This window comes from Williamsia sp. Y844 (assembly GCF_056786475.1).
The window spans coordinates 478,452-499,958 of the sequence record NZ_JBXCJB010000004.1; the positions used below are offsets into that span (position 1 = coordinate 478,452).

Consider the following 21,507-nt stretch of genomic DNA (forward strand, 5'->3'; position numbering starts at 1 on the left):
TACGGTCGGTAGTAGCTGCAGATTACGCCTCTGAACCGAAGCCGAACAAGGCGTTTAGCGCATATTTGCTGTGCTGATGGCCACTTTCGACAGAATGGGGCACAAGGGCCCGCACCGGCCGGGACCCTCGACCCGGGCCGTGCTGCTCTACACCGCGACACCTCGATCGCCTGTTCATGGCGACGGTATGCATAACTAAAAATAGAGCACCCACAGGCGCCGCGCGCCGTCAATGAGATAAACGCGAAAAGGGAAATAAACGCGAAAAGGCGGCGTCCCCCAGAACAGGCGACGCCGCGACACTTCGGCGGGCCTTACTCGACGGCGCGGTCGACCAGCGCGGAAAAGTCTTCCGGATGATCCGGCGTCACCATCGTGTAGCCGTTCAGTTCTGTGACCCTGGTGGCGAGCGTGATGCTCGATACCAACCAGACCGCCTCGGCGCACACAAGATCGGCCGGACTCAATGGCGCGATCTTGGTTTCCCACCCCTCTTTTTCGGCCTGTGCGAACAACGCCTGCTGGGTGGTGCCTTCCAAAATGCCGGATTCCGCCGGCGGAGTGGTCAACGTCTTGCCGTTGACCACGATCACGGTCGAGCGGGGACTTTCGAGTACGAGTCCCTCGCTGCTGGTGTAGATGACGTCATCGGCGCCCTGATCGGCGGCGTAGCGCAGGGCCGCCATGTTGGTGGCGTAACTCAACGTCTTGGCACCCAACAGCTGCCAGGGCGCCGCGGCTGCGAGGTCAACGGAGTAGCCACGGGAAGCGGTGATCACCTTGACCCCGTGTTCACGCACCTTCGACGCCCGCTCGGCCACCGGCCCGACGGTCAGGTACTCGGTGGCGCCACCACCATCACGCGTCAATCCGGTCTGGCTGCCCGTTTTGGCCGCCACCGCATCCACCGGTGCCGATTCACGTCCACGCGAGTAGACCAGCCGCATCAGCCCCTCTGCCGCGTCGTTCGCCTCGGTCCAGACGCGGGCGCCGGTGGCGACTGCTTCGGCCCACTGCTCTTCGTCCGGGGCGGGCAGATCGAGCGCCTTCGCACTGCGCGAGAGCCGCTGCAGGTGTAGTTCGACGCAGCGGGCCGTGCCGTCACGCACCAGCAGCGTCTCGAAAACACCGTCGCCGCGCACGGCGGCGAGGTCGTCGGCATGCAGGATCGGCACGTCCGGGTCGAGAACAGCACCGTCAACAGTCACCAGAATTGGTTGAGCCATAGCGGCAAGGGTAGCGACCACACTCGTACCATTGGGAAGGTGACTGAACTGTTGGAATCATTGCGCCCCTCAGGAGCCGTCGGCGGCCTGGAAAATACGCCGGATGAAGCCGTGGCCTGGCATTTCGGTGACCCGTTCGGTGAGCAGCGTGCCGCCACCACTTCCGCGGCCGTCATCGACCGTTCCCACCGCGGTGTGATCGCACTGACCGGGGACGAGCGCCTGAGTTGGCTCAACACGATCTCGAGCCAATTCGTCACCGATCTCGCGGACGGTCGCAGTGCCGAAAACCTGAGTCTGGACGGCAACGGCAGGGTTGAGGACCACTTCGTACTGACCGAACTCGATGGGACGACCTGGATCGACACCGAGCCATCGCGGTCCGAGCCGCTGGCCGGTTTCTTGCAGAAGATGGTCTTCTGGGCGAAGGTCGAGGTTGCTCCCCGCCCCGATATGGCGGTACTGACGCTGCTCGGACCTGCCACCCGCACCGGGGCGATCGCGCAGCTACTACAGATTCCAAGTGCGGCAACGGTTTATGACGCCGGAAAGTTGCCCGACGGCGGTTTCTGGCGGGTGATGCCCGCCCTGGGTGATCACGCGTCGGTCGAATCGATCGATCTGGTCATCCCCGCCGACCAGCTCATCGCATGGTGGAAGAGCCTGACCGCGGTCGGCGCGCGTCCAGCCGGGATGTGGACCTACGAGGCGCTGCGCGTGCCTGCATTGCGTCCCCGTCTGGGGATCGACAGCGACGAACGCACGATCCCGCACGAGGTCAATTGGATCGGCTCACCGGACGAGTTGGGTGCGGTTCACCTGAACAAGGGTTGCTACCGGGGCCAGGAGACGGTCGCCCGGGTGCACAACCTCGGCAAGCCGCCACGACAGATGGTGTTGCTGCACCTCGACGGCAGCGCCGAGCACCGACCGGCCACCGGTGATCCGGTCACTGTCGGGGGCCGCGCCGTTGGCCGTGTCGGCACCGTCGTCGACCACTTCGAGTACGGCCCGATCGCCTTGGCCCTCATCAAACGCGGCGTACCGGCCGACACCCAGCTCGACATCAACGGCGCCAGTGCCGCAATCGACCCGTCGTCGGTGTCGGCTGATGACCGCGTCCAAGCCGGACGTGCTGCCATCGACAAGTTGAAGGGCCGGTAGTCGGCGTGCGCAGCACCTTGGCCAGGCCCCGGGCAGACAAGTTGAAGGGCCGTTGAGCCTGGCGAAGGGCACGGTGCTCGCTGTCTGCGCCGTGCACGAAGAACATGCCCTCGCCGGTGAAGTCGGACACAGTGCGATCGACAAGCGAGCAGTCGAGGGCCCCGTCGACGTCGACGAGTTCGGCCTCACCATCGACCATGTCTGCGACACCAAATACCACGGCGGAATCGATCAGGCGGTGTACGCATACGGCGACGACGAAGCTCGGCGATGGGCCGGCGAACTAGGGCGTGAACTCCCCTACGGATGGTTCGGTGAGAACCTGCGCATCTCCGGGATCGCGACCACCGACGCCACCATCGGCGAGCAGTGGCAGGTCGGTGAGCGCCTGCTGCTCGAGGTGACCATTGCCCGCACTCCGTGCCGCACATTCGCTGATTGGGCGCAGGAAGACCACTGGATCAAGCGTTTCTACGCACGGGCAGATGTGGGTTGTTATCTCCGTGTCGTCGAGGGCGGCCAGGTCCGGGCCGGGGATCGGGTCACTGTCGTCTCACGGCCAGACCACGGCGTGCTGGTGCGCCATCTGATCACCGGGCCCGATACCGATTCGCTGAAGAAACTGCTCGCGATCAACGATCTTCCGCCGAAAGTGGTCCGGGACGCGAACCGCTGGCACCGGCTGGCAAAGAGGTGACCGCGACGCGGCCGGTCAGTCGATTCCCGACCTGAAATCCGGTGCCCTGTTTGTTAATTTTCGCGACCGGCGGACGAGCTGGTCCGCATCACCCCTTCGGGCACGGTAGACTGACTTCCACGACCATATTTGTAAACACAGAATGGGGCCGCCACACGTTTGGCCGCCCCTTCATTGCGCGAGGGGGTCCCCAATGGGCCGCGGCCGGGCGAAGGCGAAGCAGACCAAGGTTGCTCGTGAACTGAAGTACAGCTCACCGAACACCGACTTCGACAGCTTGCAGCGAGAGCTGTCGGGCAGCGAATCAGTTGATCCGAACGATGGGATCACTGATGATCGGTGGTCCGATGAAGAAGGGTGGCGGCGGGCCTGATGGCCGTCGTGGGCCCGGTTTGAACCGGGACCCGATACCTTTTTCGACAGCCCCCTGAAGCGCTAGACCTCAGGCGGGCTGTTGGCATATCCCCACCCAGGCGACGTTTGAGCCGACACTGCTCCCTCGCCGACGACATCCCCGATCAGGTCCGGATACGAACTCCCGCCTGAATACAAAAAAGGTTCGGTCGACGCGAACGTCGACCGAACCTCTTCGTTTTCAGGCGCATTCAGAACCGCGGGTGTACGCCCATCAGTTCTGCGATCCCGTTCTTTGCGCTCTTGACCTGCTCTGTCTTGGTCGAATGAGACTTCTTGATCGAGCCGAGCACCCAGCAATCCAGGTGTCGTGCGGTCAGTACCGCCAGCGCCCGATCTGTGTCTTCGGGTGCAACGACCGCGACCATTCCGACACCCATGTTGAAGGTGCGTTCCATCTCGGCGCGTTCCACGCGGCCACGCTGGGCGATCATCTGGAAGATCGGTGCCGGTGACCACGTACCGCGGTCCAGTTCGGCCACCAGACCGCCGGGGATGACGCGGGCGAGGTTCTCTGCCAAGCCTCCACCGGTGACGTGCGAGAACGTGCGTACATCGGTTTCGGCGGCAAGCGCGAGGCAGTCCTTGGCGTAGATGCGCGTCGGCTCGAGCAGTTCCTCACCGAGGGTCCGTTCGAACTCCTCGACATGACCGCCGAGATCCATGTGGCCCCACTCGAGCAAGACCTTGCGGGCCAGCGAGTAGCCGTTGGAGTGCAGACCCGAGCTACCCATCGCGATGACAACGTCGCCGGGCCGAACACGGTCCGGGGACAGCACGGAGTCGGCCTCGACGATGCCGACGCCGGTGGCAGACAAATCGTAGTCCGACTCGCCCATCAGGCCCGGATGCTCAGCCGTCTCGCCACCGAGCAGGGTGCAGCCGGCTTCGACACAGCCGTCGGCGATGCCCTTCACCAGTTCTGCCACCACTTCTGGCACGACTTTGCCGACCGCGATGTAGTCCTGCAGGAACAGCGGTTCGGCGCCACAGACCACCAGGTCGTCGACGACCATGGCGACCAGATCGCGTCCCACTGTGTCGTGCTTGCCCATCGCCTGAGCGACTGCGATCTTGGTGCCAACGCCGTCGGTGGACGATGCCAGCACCGGCTCGCGGTAGTCCTTGAGTTTGAACAGTCCGGCGAATCCGCCGAGGCCACCCATGACTTCGGGACGCAGGGTGCGCTTGGCATGCGGGGCGAACAGCTGCACTGCCCGCTCGCCGGCATCGATGTCCACTCCCGCCGCAGCGTAAGAGGCGCCGCCGGGCTCGTTGTCGGTCATCTTGCGTCAGGTTCCCGTTCTCGAAAGGTTGGCAGGAAAATCCTGCCGGGGCGGTGAATAATCCGGCTTCACGCTACCCGAGCGTGGTCAAGCCACTACTGATGGGCGGTTCGAAATCTGCGGGTACGGACATGCATGTACCCGCAGCCGATCTTCGCCGATCCTGATGACATGCGATGTCGAACTGGTCAACCAGCACAGTTTGCGCTGGTTGACCAGCTCTCACGGACGTCGGACAGCGCTGGCGTTGTCGTTGTCTGCGATGACTTCCTGATCGGTTGCCGTCTTCTTGAGCATGGTCTCGAGGACCGCCTTACCCATCGATGTCTCGCGCGGCAATTCGATCGGGTACTTGCCGTCGAAGCAGGCGGCACACAGATTCGAGGCAGGTTGCTCGGTGGCCGCGATCATCTCTTCGGTGCTGATGTACGCGAGTGAGTCCGCACCGATCGCCTGGCGAACACCTTCGACCAGATGCTCTTCGGAGTCGGTGCCGTTGGCGATCAGTTCGGCCGGAGACGCGAAGTCGATGCCATAGAAGCAAGGCCAGCGCACCGGGCTCGACGCGATCCGCACATGAACCTCGGCCGCTCCTGCCTCTCGGAGCATCCGGACGAGCGCGCGCTGGGTGTTGCCGCGGACGATCGAATCGTCCACCACAACCAGGCGCTTGCCGCGGATGACCTCTTTGAGGGGATTGAGCTTCAGCCGGATACCCAGCTGGCGAATGGTCTGCGAGGGCTGGATGAATGTCCGGCCGACATAGGCGTTCTTCATCAGACCCTGGCCGTACGGGATACCCGATTCCTGGGCGTATCCAACCGCCGCCGGGGTACCTGATTCCGGAACCGGGATCACCAGGTCGCCATCGGCCGGGAACTCACGGGCGAGGCGACGACCGATCTCGACGCGGGTGGTGTGTACCGAACGGCCACTGATCACGCTGTCGGGACGGGCCAGGTACACGAACTCGAAGACACAGCCTTTGGGCGTGGCCTCGGCGAAACGACTACTCCGGACGCCATCGGCGTCGATGGCCAGGAGTTCACCGGGTTCGATCTCGCGGACGTAGGAGGCACCGACGATGTCGAGTGCGGCGGTTTCGGACGCCACCACCCAGCCGCGATCGAGGCGTCCCAGACACAGCGGGCGTACGCCGTGCGGATCGCGCGCGGCGTACAGGGTGTGCTCATCCATGAAGGTGAGGCAGAAGGCTCCGCGCAGCGTCGGCAGCAATTCCATCGCGGCCTGCTCGAGGGTTGCGTCCGCAGCGCCGTGGGCGAGCAAGGCGCCCACCACGTCGGAATCCGAGGTCGCGCCCCCGGCCCGACGAGAACCCATCAAGCCGAGATCGCGTGCCTTACTGGCCAGGTCGGCGGTGTTGACGAGGTTTCCGTTGTGTCCCAACGCAACACCGGTGCCGGCAGCGGTGGTCCGGAAAATCGGCTGCGAGTTCTCCCACGTGGTCGACCCCGTGGTGCTGTATCGACAATGCCCGATTGCAACGTGGCCCTGCATGGCGCCGAGCGTCTGCTCATCGAATACCTGGGACACCAGACCAAGGTCTTTGAAGACAAGTACTTGAGATCCGTCGGCCGTCGCGATGCCGGCGGCCTCTTGTCCCCTGTGCTGCAAGGCATATAGGCCGTAATAAGTGAGTTTTGCCACATCCTCACCAGGTGCCCAGACACCGAAAACACCGCATTCCTCACGCGGTTCGTTCTCTGGCTGGTCGGCATCGAGCAGATTCTTGCTGTTTATCGACAGCTCGGTCACTGGCACTCCCATTGGTGGGCTGTTGGAGGGCGTACGAGCGAGTCTACGGGCACGAGATTCGCCATTGCGAATCGCTACGGCGTGTCGTTGCCCGCACGGGACGGGTGTCGATGTCACACGCGCAGCAATGGCAGCCAATGAACGATCTCGGTTGCGCGGCTTCCGGACGCGGAAACCCTGCCGTCCGCAAGCGCGCCTGAGAGATCCAGTTGACCGGTTGCCAGCAGCAACCAGGTGCGGGGATCGGTCTCGACAACGTTCGGTGGGGTGCCGCGCGTGTGGCGAAGTCCTTCGATGCACTGGACCGCCACGAACGGCGGCACCCGCACCTCTACCGAGCCACCCGGCGCGAGTTGGGCGAGGGTTCGTGCGGTCATCCGGACAGCGTCGGCGATCTCTTTCCTCGTCGGCTCGACGGCTTCAGGGTCACGCAGCCACGGCGCCACGGTTTCGACGGCTGTTCGCATTGCGGCCGGGTCTACCGACTTATGAGGTGCCACAAACACATCGTGGCACCCACTCACCGCCCCACGGAACCGCGGACTCTCCCGCGCCGTCCAAATCGGGATATACGGTGAGCAGACGCGGTCACCGGGGGGTGCTCGTATGGGGGGGACATCCGATGCCATTGTTCGAAACAGATACTGCGGCGACCCGCACTGATGCCGGCCGCTATCGCGCACTCGGCGCCGAGATCAACACCATCGACGCCTCAGCCTCCACCACAGACATCGCGGAGTCGTTGCCCGGTTCGAAAGCCGGTGTCACCGCGGCGCGTAGCGGATCTGCGGTGGATACCGCGTACAGCGCGGTGGCGACCCGATTGTGCGCGTATGCCGATGCCTCGGTCGCGGCCACTGAAACCTTCGCCAACACTGAAGTGAACTCGGCAACCACGTTCAAAGCGCTGCGGCTGCAGTGACCTACACCGTCAGCGGCGTCAGGAAATGGCAGCCTTCATTGTTGAGCGACGCTGCAGCAAGCCTTGAGACGTCCAACATCGACTTCGAGTCCAAACTGGACTCCGCGCGTTCGGTAGCTCTGAACCAATACCAGTCGTCGGATGGGCACACCGCCGAAGCGGCGTGGCAGAAAGCCGAAAAAGACCATCGGCTCGGTATTCGCGTAGCCGATACAACAGACAAGGTGATCGAAGCACTCCGATCCGGCGCGACCCGGCTGCAATCGGTCCGCGACAATGCGCTCTCCAACGTCACTGCCGCAGTGCTGAGCAACTTCGAGGTCAGCGACGACTGGAAAGTCGGCGCGTACGGCATCGCGGGGCCGTATACAGCCGACGAGCTCGACAAGCAGGAAGAGGATCGGAAGGCATTTCAAGAAGCCATCGATGCAGCCTTGCAACAACTCGCCGATGAAGACGATGCGGTGGCTTTTGCACTCGACGGCGCCAACGATGAAGTGGACGCCACGAAGGGCGATGTGACGGCGGGCCGCGACTACGCTCCACCGTCTTTGGTGGGCTTGACGCCCGAGCAGGCCAAGACCGTTTTGGACGACCCACGGTTCCAGGAATGGGTGAAGAACCACCCGGATGCGGCAAAGCCGGTCCTGGACACGGCGTTTGATGCCGGCTTGGTTCCAAAAGAGGGCTATGGAGAGTTTCTCCAGAACTATTGGCTGCGAGAGTCACTAGAAGAGGCTGGAATCGATCCATCGCAATGGGATCCGTCGAAGGGCACCGAATACAACACCGAGACGATCACCAAGGTCTACGAGTACTACGGTCAGCTCTTCCTCGATCATCCCGAGCTGCAGTGGGCGGGGATGGCCAACATGATCGGCCCGTCATTCGCCGGAGGCTTTTACGATTTGGCAACGATGCGTGACATCGCGAAAGGCATCCAAGGCCCCGCCGGCGCAGCACTCCCATCAGAAATCGCACCGATGACCAAAGCTCTCGCGGCCCTGAGCGATCCGGAGATCGCCTACTACGAGCAGAAGTTCCTGAGCATGCAGAAGGAGATCTTCGAGGATCAAGCCCCCATGCACGAGGCATACCTCCACGGCGGGACCGCAGAAATCGACCGGATGCGGCGCGCAGCCCTCATCGACCCTGACACAGGTCGTGCGTGGCATCAGATAGACGACGGGGTCACACAAGACAATTCTGCGCTCATCGCCAGCGGAAATACCCAGCTACTTCATCGCGAACAGTTCGACATCATCGCTGACGACTATGAGGAAATGCGGAACCATCCCGTGACGGGCGAGGCAATGACGTGGATGTTGACCACCGTAGGCACACCATCCATACCCGGGGCTCATGCCTACCCTGAGTTGTATCCACACGACTTTGAATTGGAAAACAGGAGATACATCCCCGGTGCGGTGACTGTGCAAACGCCATTCCCAGAAGGAAATATTGCCGACGAGAATCAACGGTGGCGACTCATCACGGAGGACACTCTGCCTGCATATCAGCGTCTACTCGCGGAAGATCCGAATGAAGCCCGCCGGATTGTCGGCTCCGATTTTGATGCCCGAGTCGACGAGCAACGACTCGATAACCAAATGGGCGGCATCCTCAGCAGGTTGCTCACGGACTGGAAGTTTGATCCCCATTGGTGAAATCAGCGCAAGTCCTAGTAATTTTGGTGACAGTCATCGGATTGTTGGCCGCATGCACAGCCACCGCCGACAACAAGGAGAACCCCGTGACATCCACGTCAGACTCCCCTGGCCCCCTTGAGTTCTCGTTGCTTACCGACGAGGGCGTACAGCAGATCAAGGACAGCCGGCGCGCGCGTTTCGATTTCCGCGACCTCACCCTCACCAACACAGACGCCGGACTCCCTGCCGACTACAACAAAGACGTGATCATCGGCGGCGCAGGAAAACCCGACATCGAACTCACCTTCCTCGGCCCCGACGCCCAAGACACCGTCACCACCAAAACCATCTGGATCACCCACTACGGCGGCGAACAGTTCGAAGACCTCATCTTCTGGCGCTCCTTCGACACCCCCGAAGCCGCACAACAAGAACTCGCGCAAGTCACCGCACGCTGGGGAATCCTCCCCGAAAACGTGGAGATGTGGACAAGCATCGCGAGCAAGGCCGGCGAAGACAAAGAAAAAAGGAGCTTGGGCTCCGGAATCGGACCCACCGGACTCATCATCGACATGAACGCCAGCATCAAAAACGGCGTCCAGGTATTTCAGTACTACGTCAACCTCAGCCCACGCACTTACAACCCGGAAAACATCGACAGCATCCGAACCACCGGCATCAGCACTCGCCCCGTGAGCTGACCTGCACACACAGACGACCAACGACATGCCGATCAAAACCAGCCAACGATGTGCCATAGCAATGGTGACCGCCCTCATCTGCCTGCTGTCCGCCTGCACAATCACGAAAGTCGATCAGGAAGCGAAAGCAATTTCGTTGGAGCCGAAACTCCCGGGACAGCCTGGATTTTCACTCCTCTCGACCGCCGGCGTCAAGCAAATCCGAGACAGCCGGCTCACGCGCTTTGACCTTCGAGACCACACAATAACCAATGCAGAGGTAGGACTTCCGGCCGAGCACAAACGAGACGTGATCATCGGCGGCGCAGGAAGACCCGACATCGAACTGACGCTGGTCGGACCCGACGCCGAAGAAACCGTCCGCACCCAAACTATTTGGGTAGCGAATTCTCGCGACGGGCAGTTCAACTACATAACCTTCTGGAGATCGTTCAGTAGTCCTGAAGATGCGCGACAGGAACTCGCCGAAATCTCCGCCCGCTGGGGAATACTCCCCGCAAATGTCGACTCCTGGACGGAAATAGCAGCCAACGCTCGCGAAGATAAGAAAGAAAAGCAAAATCTCGGATCCGGAATCGGTCCGACCGGCCTCATCGTCGATCTGAACGCGAGCATCAAAAACGGTGTTCAAGTCTTCCAATACTTCGTGGTCCTCAACGCCAAAAACTACACCCCAGAGAACATCGAGAACATTCGCACCACGGGCATCGGCGAGATCGTAGCCAACTGAGCCAATACACATGCGCACGTCCTGGCCTAGGAAGGTGAGCTCGATGTCGAAATTGCCAGCACCGCCGAGTCCGTTGACCGACCGCCCACGGCGTTGCGGGTCTGCAATGACGCACCGACTACCCTCGTGAAGAGAACCTGCATTTCGAAGGAGCGTCACCACCATCAGCGCCACCCTGCACACCACCGGACTCACAGCCGGTCACGGCGAACGAACGTTGTTCTCCGATCTCGACCTCACGGTGGCCGACGGCGACGTCTTCGGTCTGGTCGGCGCGAATGGCGCCGGCAAATCAACGCTGCTGACGCTGCTCGCCGGAGTCGGATCAGCCGACTTCGACGGCACCATCACGTTGAGCCCGCCGGACGCCGAGGTCGGCTACCTCGCGCAGGAAGCGGAACCGACGCCGGGCGAGACAGTCTGCCAGTTCCTCGCTCGACGGACGGGCGTCGCACAGGCACAGTCGGCGATGGACGCCGCGGCCGAAGCCTTGGGCGAGGGCGGCGACGACCTCTACTCCCCTGCGCTGGACCGCTGGCTGCACCTGGGCGGGGCCGACTTCGACGAACGGGCCGATCAGGTCGCGGCAGACCTGGGTCTGACCGTCGACCTCGATCTGCCGATGTCGGCGTTGTCCGGTGGTCAGGTGGCGCGGGCAGGGCTGGCCGCACTTCTGCTGTCGCGCTACGACATTCTCCTGCTCGATGAACCGACCAACGACCTCGACCTCGACGGCCTCGCGCAACTCGAGGACTTCGTGTCGAGCTCGCGGACGCCGATGGTCGTCGTCAGTCATGATCGCGAGTTCCTGGCACGCACGGTCACCGGCATCGTCGAGCTCGACCTCGCCCAGCAGCAGGTGTCGGTGTATTCCGGTGGCTATGAAGCCTTTCTGGTCGAACGTGAAGTCGCCCGTCGCCACGCCCGCGAAGCCTACGACCAGTATTCCGACACCAAAGACGCGCTGACCGATCGCGCTCAGATGCAACGTAATTGGATGGAACACGGTGTCCGCAATGCGCGGCGCAAATCCAAGGACAACGACAAGGTCGGCAAGGGCCTGCGGCTGGAATCAACCGAGAAGCAGGCGTCGAAGGCCAGGCAGACCCAACGTCGCATCGAACGGCTCGAAGAGGTCGCAGAGCCCCGCAAGGAGTGGGAGCTCCGCATGGAAATCGCGGCCGCGCCTCGTTCGGGCACCGTCGTCGCCACCCTCAACGAAGCGACGCTCACCCGTGGCGAGTTCACGCTGGGACCGATCAGCACCCAGGTCGACGCCGGCGATCGGATTGTCATCACCGGCGCCAACGGATCCGGAAAGTCGACGCTGCTGTCGTTGCTCCTCGGCGGGCAGGCACCCGACTCGGGTTCGGCGTCGTTGGGCTCGGGGGTGCAGATCGGCGAGGTCGATCAGGCTCGGGGATTGTTCACCGGCGACACCGCACTTGCCGAGGCGTTCGGCGCCCAGGTCCCCGATCAGACCGATGCGGACATCCGAACCTTGCTGGCCAAGTTCGGATTGAAGGGACATCACGTCACCCGCTCAGCCGACTCGCTGTCACCAGGTGAACGGACGCGCGCAGCGCTGGCCCTGCTGCAGGCACGCGGTGTCAACTTGCTCGTGCTCGACGAACCCACCAACCACCTGGACCTACCTGCCATCGAGCAGCTGGAGCAGGCGGTTGAATCCTTTTCCGGCACAGTCCTGTTGGTGACCCACGACCGGCGAATGCTGGCCACCGTCCGGGCCACGCGGCGCTGGCAACTGGCGGACGGCAAGTTGACCGAGACGTTGGCCTGAGCCGAAGGCGAGGTACCGGGTCCTAGGTTCGGCGACGCCGGGTCCGCGGCTTCCAGGTCGAGTAGGCCAACGCCGTGAGCGCGTCCGCAGTCCGGTCACAGAACGCCTCCTGCCCGGTCAGACCAACCGTCAACGCTCGGATGGCCGTTGTCGCAACAAGGAGATCGAAGACCGCGTCGGCCCGCTTCTCCAGCGCCTTCGCGGGCATCTCGGGCAGGTCGCCGCGCAGTAGATCCCGCATCATGATCCGGACGTCGCGCTCAGATCGGTTGACGAGACGCTCGTAGAGATCCTCCTCATGCTGGTAGGCCAGCATGAGGCCCGGAATCGCCGCTCGCGCAACGGGATTTGCGAAATGCTGCAAGAACAGCAATGCCCACGTCCGCAGGTCGTCCCACAGGTCACCGGTGGCCTGTGGGACCACACCCGATTCGGCCGTGCCGAATGCGGCGTCCTCGATCAGCGCCTCCCGGCGTGCCCACCGGCGGTAGATGGTCGGCGCCCCCACCCCCGAGCGTCGGGCGATCGCGGTAATCGTCGCCGCCTGAAAGCCGCCCTCGACCAGTAGATCCCGCGCGGCCTGAAGGACATCGACGTCCTTCTGAGGATCACGTGGACGACCGGGTTGCGGCTGGGCAGAAGTGGTCACCCGATGAAAGTACCGCAAAACGACCATTCAATTACGTTCCATGCCCTAACGTATTGTCCGTCGCCCCCAGAGGTCGCCCCGAAGAAGGAGACTGCGCCGTGTTGACACCCAACGACGAGATCTTGGCTCACCAATTGCCGACCACGTTCGACCACGTATCGCAGAGTGATCTGCGCTGGGTGGAACGCGTTGTGATGTACGGATTCGACAAATCCGGCGACATCAATGTGATGACCGGAATGGCCCGCTACCCCAACCGCAACGTGACCGATGCCTATGCGATGGTCACCAAACGCAACGGCCCGGCCAAGGTGATCCGAATGTCCACCACACTCAATCCCCAGACCGGCGGACTCGGGGAATACACGATCGGCCCATACACCTACACAATCGAAGAACCGTTGCGCCGGGTGCGAACTCAGATCGCCCCCAACAGCCAGGGATTGAGCCTGGATTTGAGCATGACCGGACAATTCGACGCCTACGAGCAGACCGCCGCGTTTCATCGGGTCCGCGGGCGCGTCTCGGAGGACGCCCGCCGCTTCTATCAGAACGGTCTGGTCGAAGGCTGGATCGACATCGACGGTGAACGCATCGAAATTGATCCGCAGCGCTGGTGGTTCGGCCGTGACCACTCGTGGGGGATCCGCAGAGGCGGGGGCGGCGGCCTCCCCGATGGCACCGAACTCCAGCCCACCGATCTGCCCGAAGGTGTCCTCTACTACATGGGGATCTTCCAATTCGACGACGAGCTGGTGCATTTCGCGCAGCGCGAGAACAGCGACGGGTCGAGATGGCAGTTCGAGGGTGAACTGCTCTACCCCATCGATTCCGGGCGCCCACACGAGGCGATCATCGATGTCGAGCACGACCTCAAGTTCCGTGATGATGCGCGCGTTGTGTCCGGGGGAACATTCACGATCGTCCGCGCAGACCGATCGACCAGCACCATCGAGGTGCGCCCGATGACCGACTTCTGGCCCGGGCTGGCCGGTTACGACCACTACAACGGCTACGCCAGCGGCTACTTCCGCGGTGACGACTTCCTCGACGGTTTCACGGTGAACACCAATGATGCAGAGGCGTTGGCGCCCGTTCGGATGCTCAGCGAGACTTTGTGCGAGGTCCGGATGGACGGCAAGGTCGGGCACGGATTGGTCGAGATGGTCTTCATGGGCGCCTACCCGCGCTACGGATACACGGGCTGGTGACGCCGGTGTTACCGTCACGGTTGTCGGCCGATGAGCTCCCGGCCGCACTCGAAGCCGTACTACGACACAGGTTTCCGTCCGCCCATCGCGCGACCATCGCCAACTGGAGAGCCGCCGAACAGGGATTTTCCACCGAGACATACCTGTTCGATCTGGTTGACGTTGACGTTGACCCGACGGCGACCGCACAGGCGGAATCCCAGGGACTGGTGTTCCGGCGACCACCCGACTTCGCGGTCCTGCCGGACTTCGATCTCCGGCGGCAATACCTGGTGATGGAACGACTCGCCGATTCCGCGGTCCCGGTACCGAGAATGCGGTGGATCGACGCAGAGGGAATCGATTTGGGCACGCCCTACTTCGTCATGGACCGCATCGATGACGTCGTCACCGTCAGTGACGTACCCGCATACCACCAACAGGGCATCTTTGCCGACACCGACGATGTGGGCCGGGCACGGCTATGGAACGGATGCGTCGACCTGATCGCCCGGGTCCACCAGATCGACACCACCGAAAGGCGCCTGGGTTTCCTGGATCTCAGCAAGTTCGGCACGACGCCACCGCAGCGTTTGGTCAACTTCCTGAGATACGCGCTCAATTGGGCAGGCGACGGCGGTCCCCTACATCCGGGCTTGGCGCAGGCACTCGATTGGGCCGACAACCATCTGTACGAACCTTCTCGAGTCACGTTGTGCTGGGGCGATTCCCGGATGTCGAACGTCCTCTACGCCAACACCGACCACCATCCTGTCGCTGCCCTCGATTGGGAGATCGCCTACCTGGGAGACCCGGGTGCCGACCTCGCATGGATGTTTCTCACCGATTGGGTCAGCAGTCCGCTGGAGAACCACAGTTCGGTGAGCGGAACGCCGTCACGCGAAGCGACATTCGAACGATACGAGCGACTCACCGGAACGCGGCCGACAAATATGCTGTTCAACGATGTCACCGCTGCGCTACTTCTGGCCGTTCCCCTGATCAGGCTCAACACGAAACTCGAACTCGACGGTATCGATCTCGCCGACATCTGTGCCCAGCGCCTCGAGACAGTACTCGGCGGCTGACGTCCACCCGCGACCGGACATCCACGTGCACCCGGCATTCCGTGGCACGATGGGACGATGGGCACGGATGTCGGCAAGCGCGAATTCAGCCGCGAGGACAGACGACGGTTTCGTCAGCAGGTCGGAAACTGTACGGAGGCGGTCGCCCGCATGCTCGCGGACGGACTGTTCACCGACCAGGGTAATCCGCCCGAACCGTTGCTCGGCATGGAAGTCGAACTCAATCTTGTTGACCGTGCGATGAATCCGGCGATGTCGAACGCAACGGTGCTCGAAGCGATCGCCGATCCCGACTACCAGACCGAGTTGGGCCAGTTCAACATCGAGATCAATGTGGCACCGAGACCCTTCGTCGGCGCCGACACCGTCTCGCTCGAATCAAGCCTGCGCGATTCGCTCAATCAGGCCGAGGCCAAGGCCGCGACCACCGATAACCATCTGGTGATGATCGGCATGCTGCCCACCCTGCGGCAAGAGCACTTTGCGCATCAGTGGATTTCGGCGAACCCACGCTATGACCTGTTGAACCAGCAGATCTTTGCTGCCCGCGGCGAGGACATCGAACTCGACATCACCGGTGTGCCACTGGTGCCCGGCGACCGTCCGGACCGTCTGCAGACGTCGATCGATTCGATCCTGCCCGAGGCCGCGTGCACGTCGCTGCAATTGCATCTGCGTGTTGCCCCCGAGAGCTTCGCCGACCATTGGAATGCCGCTCAGGTGCTGTCCGGGGTGCAGGTGGCACTCGCAGGCAACTCGCCGTTCCTGGCCGGCAAGGCCCTGTGGCACGAGAGCCGCATCCCGGTTTTCGAACAGGCCACCGACACCCGCCCACAAGAGCTCATCAACCAGGGAGTCCGGCCGCGGGTCTGGTTCGGAGAACGTTGGATCACAACCATATTCGACCTTTTCGAGGAGAACACCCGATACTTTCCAGCCTTGCTACCGGTGGTGTCGGACGACGACCCGCTGGCACAGTTGGAAGCCGGTGAGATACCTGAACTGACCGAACTCCGAATGCACAACGGCACCGTGTACCGGTGGAATCGACCGGTCTACGACGTCGTCGACGGGCAGGCGCATCTGCGCATCGAAAATCGTGTCCTGCCTGCCGGACCTACCGTACTCGACATCATGGCAAATACAGCGTTCTACTACGGGGCCCTGCGCGGACTCGTCGACGCCGATCGTCCGATCTGGTCACAGATGACGTTCAATGCGGCAGCAGAGAATCTCCACACCGCAGCCCGCGACGGTATGGATTGCCAACTGTATTGGCCGACAGTCGGATGGGTACAACCCGATGAGTTGGTGTTGCGCCGGTTGCTGCCACTCGCGGAAGAAGGTTTGCAGGCATTCGGTGTCGCGGCCGACGTCCGCGACCGATACCTGGCCATCATCGAGGGCCGCGCGGTCACCGGGCAAACCGGTTCGGTGTGGCAACGTGCGTGTGTGGCAGCCAGGGAAGAGGCCGGCGACAGCCGCGACGTTGCACTGAGCGGCATGCTCAGTGAGTACATCGAACGCATGCACGATGGTGCGGCCGTGCACACCTGGGATCTGTGACACCCCTCGGTCTGCCCGGCCGCACCCGGTGAACCTGCACGCGACCTTCCGTCACGTCCGGGCCACGCTGTCCGCTACCGGGTGACCACCGGCTCCGGCTCGAACGATTGCGCATGCTTGGCCGGATCCAGCAACCCACTCACCTTGAGCCCGACCATCGTCAGGCCGGCAAAGATCAGCACGCCGCCGGCGACCCACATTCCGCTGTTCTCCGAGCCAGTGGCGTCGGTGAGTCCTCCGGTTATGTAGGGCGCAGCAAATCCGGATAGGTTCGCGAGCGAGTTGATCAACGCAATTCCGGCGGCCGCTCCGACTCCGGTCAGGAACTCGCCGGGGATCGTCCAAAAGACCGGGTAGGCAGCAAACACTCCGATCGCGGTCAGCGAGATCACGACCATGACAGCGATCGGCGATCCCAGATAGAGCGCGATGGGGACAGTGAGCCCGGCAAGGAATACCGGTGCCGCGACGTGCCACGCCCTCTCATACTTCCGATCCGAATGTCGCGTCCAATACACCATCGCCAGCGCTCCGAAGAAGAACGGGATGGCCGTGATGAGGCCGGTCTGAAACAGGTTGAAATCGGTCCCGAACGTCTCCGAGAATCCGGCGATGATCGACGGCAGAAAGAAGCTGAGTGCGTAAATCCCGTAGCCGACACCGAATTCCACGAGTGCGAGTCCGAGTACGAGTGGACTGGTCAGGACGCGCCGGAGAGTCCACGGATTTCCGGCTTCGGTTTCCTTTGCATCCGCATCCATCGTTGCTGTCAGCCACTCACGCTCTTCTGTGTCGAGCCACTTCGCGTCCGCAGGCCGGTCGGTCAGATAGAACCAGCACACGATTCCCAGGATCACCGCGGGCACGCCCTCGACCAGGAACATGATGCGCCAACCCGAGAATCCCATGAAGTCATGGCTGTATTGCATGATGGCCGTGGACACCGGAGCTCCGACCACCGCGGATACCGGAACCGCGAGCGCGAACAGTCCAATCGCCTTGGCCCGCTGGCGTCGCGGGAACCAAAATGTCAAGTACAAGATGACACCTGGATAGAAGCCCGCCTCGGCAATCCCGAGGAGGATTCGCACGACGTACAGCGCACCTTCACTGTTCACAAAGGCCATTGCCATGGCAACGATGCCCCAGGTCACCATGATCCGGGCAACCCATCGGCGCGCACCGAACTTGTGCAAGGCCAGGTTGCTCGGGATCTCGAACAAGAAATACCCGATGAAGAACAGACCGGCGGCGAGGCCGTAGGCAGCCTCGCTGAGACCCAGGTCCGCACTCATTTCCAACTTTGCGAACGCAATATTCGTTCGATCCACGTAGTTGATGAAGAACAGAACCGCGATGAACGGGATCAAACGGCGCGACACTTTTCGCATCACACGCTCGCCGAGTACATCGATTTCAGTGTCGGCCTGTCCCCCAGGTTTCACGCCGACCTGCTGCTTGTTTGCCATTTCCGTTTCCTTAACCAGTAGCGGACATTTGAGGGGTAGGGGAATTTCACCCGGATAGATCGGTTCCAGACATGCATCAGCCACTCCACAACTTCACGAAAGTAAAGAATCAGTAAAGAGTTTCCGAGTGTCTTCAGTTAGAAATAGACGACATATTCATGGCTGCAAAAAGATGCCACCTAAAGTTGCAGGCCGCCACGAATGCACCCCGACCAGATTCTGCCACCGAGGAGTGGACCGGAGTCCAGGTCCACGCGTTGCATGCACTGCGTCCGTACTTGCATGCCAAATCCTTTCCAGAGTCCCAATTTTCACCCGCTCTGGGGTCCCAACGATGCTGTGCAGGTTGCCGATAGTGAGTCTTGCATACAATCTGCCGTCAGGTGGTTTCTTTTGCGTTACGTCTAATCGACTCGTCGCAATGCACCGCGTAACCCCACCATTTCGGTTTGATCTTTTTATCGCGGCGCGCGGTCCATCAAAAATCAGACACCCGATTGCGGCATTGAAAATGTCCAGCAAGATGGGGTAAAACGAAATCTCGGCGCCAGTAACTGGTCACTCAACCGAGGTCCACGACCTGCGGCCCGACCAGTCATCCGCGCACAGCGCTACATCTCCCGCTCCCTTTCGTCGCCAAGCGCCCGGAGCTTCCCCGACAGAGCGTTTGAAGGCCCGGTTGAAGGCCGATTCTGATTGATATCCAACAGCATTCGCGGCCTGCGCAACACTGAGTGAACCGTTCTGCAGCAATCGCGCAGCGAGCTGGAACCGCCATCGGGCAAGGTAGGTCATCGGCGGCACCCCCACGTAGGCAGTGAACCGATCGGCAAACGACGATCGGGACATCGCCACCTCGTGGGCCAGGCCTTCGAGCGTCCACGGCTCGGCGAACCGACCGTGGATGAGCCGCAGTGCCGAACCGACGTCGGGGTCGCGAATGCCGGCCGCCCAGTTGCGAGCGTCCGGAGTCAACCCGTCGATGTGTGCACGGAGCGCTTCCACGAACATCAATTCCGACAATTTCGCCAGCATCGCCTCCTGCCCGGCGTTGCGACCGTCACTCGCCTCGATGGCCGCATCGAGCAGCCGCGACATCCAACCCCAGCTACGACTCGACACGGGGGCGTGGACCATTCTCGGCAACGATTCGAGCAACGGGTTGAACGGATGCCGGTCACAGGCGAAGTAGCCACACACGATCCGACAGCGATCGGCGTTGGTGTCGCCGTTGATGTCGATGACGAACGGCAGGGCTTCAGTCAACGGCCGGTAGTACCGAGACAGGTCCGGCTGCCCGCGGAGACCTTGTGCCGATGCGAGCAGGTGTGCCTCGCCGCTGGAGACGATCACCATCTCACCGGCCCGCAGCAACTGCGCGGGTTCGGGCTCGTCGACCGTCTCGACCCAACAAGAACCAAGAGTCAAGACGTGGAAGGCGATCAGGTGTTCGGCGTCCGTGGCGATCTTGGCAGCGATCACATCGGTGGGCGGACTCTCGAGAACGAAGGGCGAACGGGCATCGATGTCGAAGTACACCGCACCGGTCAACCGCACAGCGAGCAAAACGTCGGATAGGACGTCCATGGCGTGACTCCCGGACGATCGGACAACTCTCCCGGACGTGCGGCAAAGACCGAGTCGCTCCGTGGACGTACGGGCAAGTCCTTCGGCGTATTGGGCATTCCCGCACGTCACCGCTGCTTCGTACCGTTCAACTACCCAGTCTCCCACCATGTGAGTCCGTACAGAAGGAGCGCACCAAATGTCCGCTATCGAAGCCACCCCGGATGCCGTCATCTCCGAGTTACGCCAGACCGTTCGCGGTCCGCTGATCGGTCCCGAGGACCCTGAATACGACGAGATGCGGAAGGTTTACAACGGGGCCATCGACCGCCACCCGGCGGCTGTTGCCTGCGTCGCGGATGTCGCCGACGTGATCGCCTGCGTCAACTTTGCGCGCCGCCATCAGATCCCCATCGCGGTCCGCGGCGGCGGTCACCACGGTGCCGGGTTCAGCGTGTGGGATGACGCCCTGGTGATCGACTTCCGCACGCAGCGCTCTACCACCGTCGACCCGAAGGCAGGCACCATACGCGTGGACGCCGGATGCACCTGGGGCGACGTGGATCATGCCAACGCGGCATTCGGGAGGGCCACACCGTCCGGTTTCGTCTCCACAACCGGAGTTGCAGGACTGACACTAGGTGGTGGTACCGGTTATCTCACAAGGCATTTCGGGTTGACCATCGACAATCTACTATCCGCCGACGTTGTGTTGGCCGATGGGTCCTTTGTGACCGCAAGCGCCGACAGCCACCCCGATCTGTTCTGGGCGCTGCGCGGCGGTGGCGGCAACTTCGGCGTGGTCACCTCGTTCACATTTCAATCTCACCCGGTGGGTGACGCCGGCGAGGTCATCGGTGGGCCGGTCCTCTACGACATTGCCGATGCCGAGGAGGTCTTCAGGTGGTACCGCGACCTCATCCCGACGCTGCCCGACGAGCTGAACGGCTGGATCGGTGTCCTGGAGGTCCCCGGCGGGCCACCCTTCCCCGAGGAGCTGTGGGGCCGAAAGGTCTGCGGGATCGTGTGGTGTTATTCGGGGCCGCACCAGCAGGCCGACCAGGTCCTGGCGCCTGTTCGAGACTTCGGCTCACCGCTTCTGTTCGGCCTGGCACCGATGCCGTTTCCCGTGCTTCAGAGCGCGTTCGACGGCCTGCTGCCCACGGGCTTGCAGTGGTACTGGAAGGCCGACATCTTCGAGGAGATCACCGATACCGCGATCTCACTTCACCACCGGTACGGCGAAGCCCTCCCGTCGTCTCTGTCGACAATGCACCTGTATCCGATCAGCGGCGCTGCCGAGCGTGTCGCCGCGGACGCAACCGCCTTCCCCTACCGCAACGGCGGATGGAACGGAGTCATCGCAGGCATCGATCCCGATCCCGCCAATCTGGGACGCATCACAGAGTGGGCCAAGAACTACTGGGAGGAACTGCACCCGACCTCTGCAGGCGGCGGCTATGTGAACATGATGATGGACGAAGGTCGCGAGCGAGTTCAGGCCGCCTACCGCGGCAACTACGATCGGCTCGTCGAGATCAAGCGGAAGTACGACCCGCACAACCTCTTTCGGATCAACCAGAACATCGTGCCGACCTGATCCCCGACGCGAC

19 protein-coding genes are annotated in these 21,507 nt (G+C 62.3%); 12 read left to right on the forward strand and 7 right to left on the reverse strand.

Annotation, left to right across the window (positions count from 1 at the left end; all coding sequences use genetic code 11):
* Positions 1-314: 314 nt before the first annotated feature.
* Positions 315-1,226: an aminodeoxychorismate lyase gene (locus AC1TQG_RS23395; protein WP_482140714.1), complete on the reverse strand. Its 912-nt coding sequence runs from the start codon at positions 1,224-1,226 to the stop codon at positions 315-317.
* 30 nt (positions 1,227-1,256) lie between these two features.
* Here AC1TQG_RS23395 and ygfZ point away from each other — a divergent pair, with 30 nt between their 5' ends.
* The 3 genes from ygfZ (at position 1,257) to AC1TQG_RS23410 (ending at position 3,460) form a co-directional block, all read left to right on the forward strand.
* On the forward strand, positions 1,257-2,390 hold the full coding sequence (gene ygfZ / locus AC1TQG_RS23400; RefSeq protein WP_482141441.1) for a CAF17-like 4Fe-4S cluster assembly/insertion protein YgfZ: 1,134 nt from the start codon (positions 1,257-1,259) through the stop codon (positions 2,388-2,390).
* Positions 2,391-2,448: 58 nt separating this feature from the next.
* Complete coding sequence (locus AC1TQG_RS23405; protein WP_482141443.1) at positions 2,449-3,087, forward strand: MOSC domain-containing protein; 639 nt, start codon at positions 2,449-2,451, stop codon at positions 3,085-3,087.
* A gap of 193 nt (positions 3,088-3,280) precedes the next feature.
* On the forward strand, positions 3,281-3,460 hold the full coding sequence (locus AC1TQG_RS23410; protein WP_331889125.1) for a DUF3073 domain-containing protein: 180 nt from the start codon (positions 3,281-3,283) through the stop codon (positions 3,458-3,460).
* A gap of 232 nt (positions 3,461-3,692) precedes the next feature.
* Here the strand turns inward: AC1TQG_RS23410 and purM are convergent, their stop codons facing one another.
* The 3 genes from purM to AC1TQG_RS23425 form a co-directional block, all read right to left on the reverse strand.
* Complete coding sequence (gene purM / locus AC1TQG_RS23415) at positions 3,693-4,787, reverse strand: phosphoribosylformylglycinamidine cyclo-ligase (protein WP_482140716.1); 1,095 nt, start codon at positions 4,785-4,787, stop codon at positions 3,693-3,695.
* Positions 4,788-5,009: 222 nt separating this feature from the next.
* Positions 5,010-6,563: an amidophosphoribosyltransferase gene (gene purF / locus AC1TQG_RS23420; RefSeq protein ID WP_482140718.1), complete on the reverse strand. Its 1,554-nt coding sequence runs from the start codon at positions 6,561-6,563 to the stop codon at positions 5,010-5,012.
* A 113-nt stretch (positions 6,564-6,676) separates the two neighbouring features.
* A complete protein-coding gene (locus tag AC1TQG_RS23425; RefSeq protein ID WP_482140719.1) occupies positions 6,677-7,063 on the reverse strand; it encodes a sterol carrier family protein in 387 nt (128 codons plus the stop codon).
* Between the two features lie 122 nt (positions 7,064-7,185).
* Here AC1TQG_RS23425 and AC1TQG_RS23430 point away from each other — a divergent pair, with 122 nt between their 5' ends.
* From AC1TQG_RS23430 to AC1TQG_RS23450, 5 genes are all read left to right on the forward strand, one after another.
* Entirely contained in the window at positions 7,186-7,485 is a 300-nt protein-coding gene (locus tag AC1TQG_RS23430; protein ID WP_482140721.1) for a hypothetical protein, read from the forward strand.
* The gene (locus AC1TQG_RS23435; protein WP_482140723.1) at positions 7,482-9,152 is read left to right on the forward strand and encodes a hypothetical protein; all 1,671 of its coding nucleotides are present in this window, start codon (positions 7,482-7,484) and stop codon (positions 9,150-9,152) included. The genes AC1TQG_RS23430 and AC1TQG_RS23435 overlap by 4 nt, the downstream gene beginning before the upstream one ends.
* Before the next feature lie 86 nt (positions 9,153-9,238).
* The gene (locus AC1TQG_RS23440) at positions 9,239-9,835 is read left to right on the forward strand and encodes a hypothetical protein (protein ID WP_482140725.1); all 597 of its coding nucleotides are present in this window, start codon (positions 9,239-9,241) and stop codon (positions 9,833-9,835) included.
* 25 nt (positions 9,836-9,860) lie between these two features.
* On the forward strand, positions 9,861-10,565 hold the full coding sequence (locus AC1TQG_RS23445; protein WP_482140727.1) for a hypothetical protein: 705 nt from the start codon (positions 9,861-9,863) through the stop codon (positions 10,563-10,565).
* Positions 10,566-10,728: 163 nt separating this feature from the next.
* A complete protein-coding gene (locus AC1TQG_RS23450) occupies positions 10,729-12,366 on the forward strand; it encodes an ABC-F family ATP-binding cassette domain-containing protein (protein WP_482141445.1) in 1,638 nt (545 codons plus the stop codon).
* 22 nt (positions 12,367-12,388) lie between these two features.
* Here the strand turns inward: AC1TQG_RS23450 and AC1TQG_RS23455 are convergent, their stop codons facing one another.
* Positions 12,389-13,015 carry a TetR/AcrR family transcriptional regulator gene (locus tag AC1TQG_RS23455; RefSeq protein ID WP_482140729.1) on the reverse strand — a complete coding sequence of 209 codons (627 nt, stop codon included), beginning with the start codon at positions 13,013-13,015 and terminating at the stop codon, positions 12,389-12,391.
* A gap of 98 nt (positions 13,016-13,113) precedes the next feature.
* On the opposite strand from AC1TQG_RS23455, the gene AC1TQG_RS23460 reads away from it, so the two are divergent.
* From AC1TQG_RS23460 to AC1TQG_RS23470, 3 genes are read left to right on the forward strand one after another with little or no spacing between them, the layout of a single operon-like run.
* A complete protein-coding gene (locus AC1TQG_RS23460) occupies positions 13,114-14,226 on the forward strand; it encodes an Rv3169 family protein (protein ID WP_482140731.1) in 1,113 nt (370 codons plus the stop codon).
* Positions 14,223-15,293: a phosphotransferase family protein gene (locus AC1TQG_RS23465; RefSeq protein ID WP_482140733.1), complete on the forward strand. Its 1,071-nt coding sequence runs from the start codon at positions 14,223-14,225 to the stop codon at positions 15,291-15,293. The genes AC1TQG_RS23460 and AC1TQG_RS23465 overlap by 4 nt, the downstream gene beginning before the upstream one ends.
* A 57-nt stretch (positions 15,294-15,350) precedes the next feature.
* Positions 15,351-16,859, forward strand: a complete 1,509-nt coding sequence (locus tag AC1TQG_RS23470) for a glutamate-cysteine ligase family protein (protein ID WP_482140735.1) — start codon at positions 15,351-15,353, stop codon at positions 16,857-16,859.
* A gap of 74 nt (positions 16,860-16,933) precedes the next feature.
* Here AC1TQG_RS23470 and AC1TQG_RS23475 read toward each other — a convergent pair whose 3' ends face one another.
* Together AC1TQG_RS23475 and AC1TQG_RS23480 are read right to left on the reverse strand one after the other, a co-directional pair.
* Complete coding sequence (locus AC1TQG_RS23475; protein WP_482140737.1) at positions 16,934-18,328, reverse strand: MFS transporter; 1,395 nt, start codon at positions 18,326-18,328, stop codon at positions 16,934-16,936.
* A 558-nt stretch (positions 18,329-18,886) separates the two neighbouring features.
* Complete coding sequence (locus AC1TQG_RS23480; RefSeq protein WP_482140738.1) at positions 18,887-19,915, reverse strand: AraC family transcriptional regulator; 1,029 nt, start codon at positions 19,913-19,915, stop codon at positions 18,887-18,889.
* A gap of 178 nt (positions 19,916-20,093) precedes the next feature.
* Here AC1TQG_RS23480 and AC1TQG_RS23485 point away from each other — a divergent pair, with 178 nt between their 5' ends.
* Positions 20,094-21,494, forward strand: a complete 1,401-nt coding sequence (locus tag AC1TQG_RS23485; protein ID WP_482140740.1) for an FAD-binding oxidoreductase — start codon at positions 20,094-20,096, stop codon at positions 21,492-21,494.
* Positions 21,495-21,507: the final 13 nt, after the last annotated feature.

Bases quoted from the DNA above. Each gene is read 5' to 3' on its own strand.
- AC1TQG_RS23395 (WP_482140714.1), bottom strand. From the start codon at position 1,226: ATGGCTCAACCAATTCTGGTGACTGTTGACGGTGCTGTTCTCGACCCG.
- AC1TQG_RS23480 (WP_482140738.1), bottom strand. From the start codon at position 19,915: ATGGACGTCCTATCCGACGTTTTGCTCGCTGTGCGGTTGACCGGTGCG.
- AC1TQG_RS23410 (WP_331889125.1), top strand. From the start codon at position 3,281: ATGGGCCGCGGCCGGGCGAAGGCGAAGCAGACCAAGGTTGCTCGTGAA.
- AC1TQG_RS23485 (WP_482140740.1), top strand. From the start codon at position 20,094: ATGTCCGCTATCGAAGCCACCCCGGATGCCGTCATCTCCGAGTTACGC.
- AC1TQG_RS23430 (WP_482140721.1), top strand. From the start codon at position 7,186: ATGCCATTGTTCGAAACAGATACTGCGGCGACCCGCACTGATGCCGGC.
- AC1TQG_RS23445 (WP_482140727.1), top strand. From the start codon at position 9,861: ATGCCGATCAAAACCAGCCAACGATGTGCCATAGCAATGGTGACCGCC.
- AC1TQG_RS23470 (WP_482140735.1), top strand. From the start codon at position 15,351: ATGGGCACGGATGTCGGCAAGCGCGAATTCAGCCGCGAGGACAGACGA.
- AC1TQG_RS23475 (WP_482140737.1), bottom strand. From the start codon at position 18,328: ATGGCAAACAAGCAGCAGGTCGGCGTGAAACCTGGGGGACAGGCCGAC.
- purM (WP_482140716.1), bottom strand. From the start codon at position 4,787: ATGACCGACAACGAGCCCGGCGGCGCCTCTTACGCTGCGGCGGGAGTG.